4 protein-coding genes and 3 pseudogenes are annotated in these 4,422 nt (G+C 35.6%); 6 read left to right on the forward strand and 1 reads right to left on the reverse strand.

Features of this window, described 5'->3' with window-relative positions:
- Nucleotides 1-274: 274 nt before the first annotated feature.
- Nucleotides 275-652, reverse strand: coding sequence for a helix-turn-helix transcriptional regulator (locus DXB44_RS14100; protein WP_002578940.1), 378 nt, complete (start codon nt 650-652; stop codon nt 275-277).
- Nucleotides 653-1,034: 382 nt separating this feature from the next.
- Here DXB44_RS14100 and DXB44_RS14105 point away from each other — a divergent pair, with 382 nt between their 5' ends.
- The 6 genes and pseudogenes from DXB44_RS14105 to DXB44_RS14135 form a co-directional block, all read left to right on the forward strand.
- The gene (locus DXB44_RS14105; RefSeq protein ID WP_002304408.1) at nt 1,035-2,171 is read left to right on the forward strand and encodes a site-specific integrase; all 1,137 of its coding nucleotides are present in this window, start codon (nt 1,035-1,037) and stop codon (nt 2,169-2,171) included.
- A 181-nt stretch (nt 2,172-2,352) separates the two neighbouring features.
- Nucleotides 2,353-2,589, forward strand: a complete 237-nt coding sequence (locus tag DXB44_RS14690; protein ID WP_229217805.1) for a helix-turn-helix transcriptional regulator — start codon at nt 2,353-2,355, stop codon at nt 2,587-2,589.
- Nucleotides 2,561-2,650, forward strand: a pseudogene (locus tag DXB44_RS15020) (peptide-binding protein); the annotation flags it as partial. The gene DXB44_RS14690 and the pseudogene DXB44_RS15020, both read left to right, overlap by 29 nt.
- 46 nt (nt 2,651-2,696) lie before the next feature.
- A complete protein-coding gene (gene erm(B) / locus DXB44_RS14120; RefSeq protein ID WP_002292226.1) occupies nt 2,697-3,434 on the forward strand; it encodes a 23S rRNA (adenine(2058)-N(6))-methyltransferase Erm(B) in 738 nt (245 codons plus the stop codon).
- A gap of 169 nt (nt 3,435-3,603) precedes the next feature.
- Nucleotides 3,604-3,864 (forward strand): annotated as a pseudogene (locus DXB44_RS14130) (topoisomerase DNA-binding C4 zinc finger domain-containing protein); the annotation flags it as partial.
- Nucleotides 3,865-3,966: 102 nt separating this feature from the next.
- Nucleotides 3,967-4,392, forward strand: a pseudogene (locus DXB44_RS14135) (ParA family protein); the annotation flags it as partial.
- Nucleotides 4,393-4,422: the final 30 nt, after the last annotated feature.

Consider the following 4,422-nt stretch of genomic DNA (forward strand, 5'->3'; position numbering starts at 1 on the left):
TCAAGCAATGGCGTCGAAGAATCCGTCACACTCTCAGAATATTCGTAAAGCAGATTTCCTGAAAGAAGATCTTCATGCCTACGATAACGACATTGGTTATGGCGATATATGAATATCTATTTTTATATCTTTACAGAAAAAGTCCACCAGTACGATGCGTAGTGCATCATGACTGGTGGACTTTTTGCTTCTTAAAGAATCAGTATATTGTGCTGCAAAAAAGAACCCCATAGCAGTTCACTCTGTACCGTCAATGGGCTTCTTTTTCATTATATCAATCAAGCTCCGCTTTTTTTATCATCTCTTGCTGGTCAATCAAGACATCAATCAACTTTCCTACGGTTATCAATGTTGTTACATTACACTTTTTCAGTTTTGCAGCAATCTCATTATCAATGATGCTGTCGCATTTTGCATATGGGGTATCCAGTAAAAAATAGTCAAAGTTCTTTTCCAAGACGAATGCCAGTTTTAGAAGCATTGCCAAAGAAACTTTCGTCTGTCCAACTTCAACATGGCTCATATGATTGTTCGAGCAACCAACCAACGCACCCAAATCAGCCTGACTATAACCCTTTTCCAGTCGGGCAGCTCTAATGCGCTGACCAATCTTAACGTAATCAATTTCCGGTTGCGTTTCAATCACCTCCATGCTGTGTATGATTCTGCTATACATTATAAAATGTACCAAAAATCTCAACAACCAACATCGGGTGCAAGTTGCATTTATAAATGCAATATGATAAAATTTTATAGGCAGATTGCATTAAATGATAGAATGAAAAGAACCCCAAGACGACAATATGAGCTATCTTGAGGTTCTTTAAAATAAAAAATTCGTAGAGTACATTACTCCACGAATCGCATTCTTCTCTGTTTTTTTTAGTTTATATCTTTATTTTACAAATTGTCGCACTGTTTGTCAATATGTTAGGGACATAAAACACGAGGTTTTGCACAAAAATCCATCTTAGAAAGTTCCAAAGTCACAATTTGCCGTCAGAATTATAGTCATATTGAAGGAGGTGTACCTTATGGCACGAAAAGGAGAAAATATTTACAAAAGGAAAGACGGCAGATGGGAAGGAAGATACATTAAGTCCCGATCTTCTACAGGCAAAGCCAATTACGGTTATGTTTATGCAAAGTCATATCGAGAAGTCAAGGCAAAACTTATCAGTCAAAGTTCGTGCACGAGTAATTCTGTCACTGTCGATCCAGAAATTAGCTCAGATCAATTTGAACAGGTTGCTATGGAATGGTTTCAAGCTATATGTCCTAAAGTGAAGGAATCTACAAGCAACAAATATAGGAATCTTCTCAGCTCGTATATACTTCCTGTGTTCGGAAGCAAACAATTGCGTGATATAACACACGAGTTTATTGAAACGCAGTGTAATTTTTTCCTTGTTTCTGGTGGATTAAAGGAGAATGGACTTTCCTCTAAAACTGTTTCAGATATTTTATCTCTAATTCGAAATGTCTTACAATTTGCCACCCGAAACGGGAAAGCCATTTCTTGTGACGCACGATCTATACAGATAAAACGTCAAACGAAGGAAATGAGAGTTTTGAGTCGTGCTGAACAGGAAAAATTATGCCAATACTTGTATTCTAATCTTGATTCCTGCAATATTGGTATATTAGTATGTTTATTCACTGGTCTCAGAGTAGGTGAAATTTGTGCGTTACGATGGGAAGATGTTTCATTCTCAGATTACACAATCCACGTGCATCAAACGCTCCAGAGAATCCAAGATAGAACCAACAGTGAATACAAGACAAGGATTGTTGTTACCACACCAAAAAGTGCTTGCTCCATCCGTACTATTCCAGTACCCCATGGCTTAATGACTATTCTTACAGCACACAAAGCTTCTTCTACTGGCTACATCCTAACCAATAGCGATCAGAATCCATTAGAACCAAGAACCATGCAAAATCATTTTAAGAAGGTATTGAAAAACAGCGGAATCACCTCCGCAAATTATCACTCGTTACGTCATACATTTGCTACAAGGTGCATAGAGCTTGGATTCGATGTAAAAAGTCTCAGCGAAATATTGGGTCATGCCAGCGTGAATATTACAATGAATCGCTATGTACACCCATCCATGGATTTAAAAAGAGAAAATATGCAACGGCTTTCTGATTTATTAGCCGTCAAATAAATTGTCAACACCGTCAAATAATGCTGAGTTTTCAGTGTTTGGCGGTGTTTTTTCGTGGAGTAATGTACTCTACGAAAGAGTATACCCAGGAGGAGATTTATTGATTCAATTTGTAGGGCGAGATGCTTATAAGCAGTTTTAGAATTTTAGTAAAGATGAGAAAGAGAACTTGGCCACTCAATTGGCGATTGAGTTACCCGCACTCAGAGGAAAAGTTGGTGCATCACAAGAAGAAATTGCTTCGGCTGTTGGTATTTCACGACAAACTTATAGTGCCTACGAAAATCGGACACGCCCAATTCCATGGAGTTTATATCTAGCACTATTGTTTTATTTTGATTACATTCCAAGTACACATTATATGATTCGCCAGCTTGAATTATTCCCAAATGAAAGAAGTTATGGAAATAAGACTTAGAAGCAAACTTAAGAGTGTGTTGATAGTGCAGTATCTTAAAATTTTGTATAATAGGAATTGAAGTTAAATTAGATGCTAAAAATTTGTAATTAAGAAGGAGTGATTACATGAACAAAAATATAAAATATTCTCAAAACTTTTTAACGAGTGAAAAAGTACTCAACCAAATAATAAAACAATTGAATTTAAAAGAAACCGATACCGTTTACGAAATTGGAACAGGTAAAGGGCATTTAACGACGAAACTGGCTAAAATAAGTAAACAGGTAACGTCTATTGAATTAGACAGTCATCTATTCAACTTATCGTCAGAAAAATTAAAACTGAATACTCGTGTCACTTTAATTCACCAAGATATTCTACAGTTTCAATTCCCTAACAAACAGAGGTATAAAATTGTTGGGAGTATTCCTTACCATTTAAGCACACAAATTATTAAAAAAGTGGTTTTTGAAAGCCATGCGTCTGACATCTATCTGATTGTTGAAGAAGGATTCTACAAGCGTACCTTGGATATTCACCGAACACTAGGGTTGCTCTTGCACACTCAAGTCTCGATTCAGCAATTGCTTAAGCTGCCAGCGGAATGCTTTCATCCTAAACCAAAAGTAAACAGTGTCTTAATAAAACTTACCCGCCATACCACAGATGTTCCAGATAAATATTGGAAGCTATATACGTACTTTGTTTCAAAATGGGTCAATCGAGAATATCGTCAACTGTTTACTAAAAATCAGTTTCATCAAGCAATGAAACACGCCAAAGTAAACAATTTAAGTACCGTTACTTATGAGCAAGTATTGTCTATTTTTAATAGTTATCTATTATTTAACGGGAGGAAATAATTCTATGAGTCGCTTTTGTAAATTTGGAAAGTTACACGTTACTAAAGGGAATGTAGATAAATTATTAGGTATACTACTGACAGCTTCCAAGGAGCTAAAGAGGTCCCTAGCGCCTACGGGGAATTTGTATCGATAAGGGGTACAAATTCCCACTAAGCGCTCGGGACCCCTTGTAGGAAAATGTCCTAAGTGTGGCAACAATATTGTATTAAAAAAATCGTTTTATGGTTGTTCAAATTATCCTGAATGTACCTTCACTTTAGCTGAACATTTTAGAAAGAAAAAACTCACCAAAACAAATGTAAAAGAATTACTAGAGGGAAAAGAAACCCTGGTAAAAGGAATCAAAACGAAAGATAGAAAGTCCTACAATGCCGTTGTAAAAATCGGAGAAAAGGGATATATTGATTTTATCTCTTTTTCAAAATAAGCATAAAAGCCCTTTAAAGAGGGCTTTTATATATTAATCACAAATCACTTATCACAAATCACAAGTGATTAATCACAAATCACTTGTGATTTGTGATTCCTAATGATACAATATTACTATACAAAAAAAGAATGGGGCGTAGTTATGGAGAAGGAAGAACTCAAAATACTTGAAGAATTAAGACGTATTTTAAACAGTAAAAATGAAGCGATTGTTATCTTAAACAATTATTTTAAAGGTGGTGTTGGAAAGTCAAAATTATCGACTATGTTTGCTTACTTGACAGACAAATTTAATTTAAAAGTTTTAATGATCGATAAGGACTTACAAGCAACATTGACAAAAGACTTAGCAAAAACATTTAAGGTAGAATTGCCACGTGTTAATTTTTATGAAGGACTGAAAAATGGAAACTTGGCTTCTTCTATTGTTCATTTGACTGATAATTTAGACTTGATCCCTGGCACGTTTGATTTGATGTTACTGCCAAAATTAACTCGCTCATGGACTTTTGAAAATAAAGCCCAAAAGCAAGCACAGTGCGACTATAGCTAGGTA

The sequence above is a fragment of the Faecalibacterium sp. OM04-11BH genome (assembly GCF_003482185.1).
GTDB lineage: Bacteria > Bacillota > Clostridia > Oscillospirales > Ruminococcaceae > Faecalibacterium > Faecalibacterium tardum.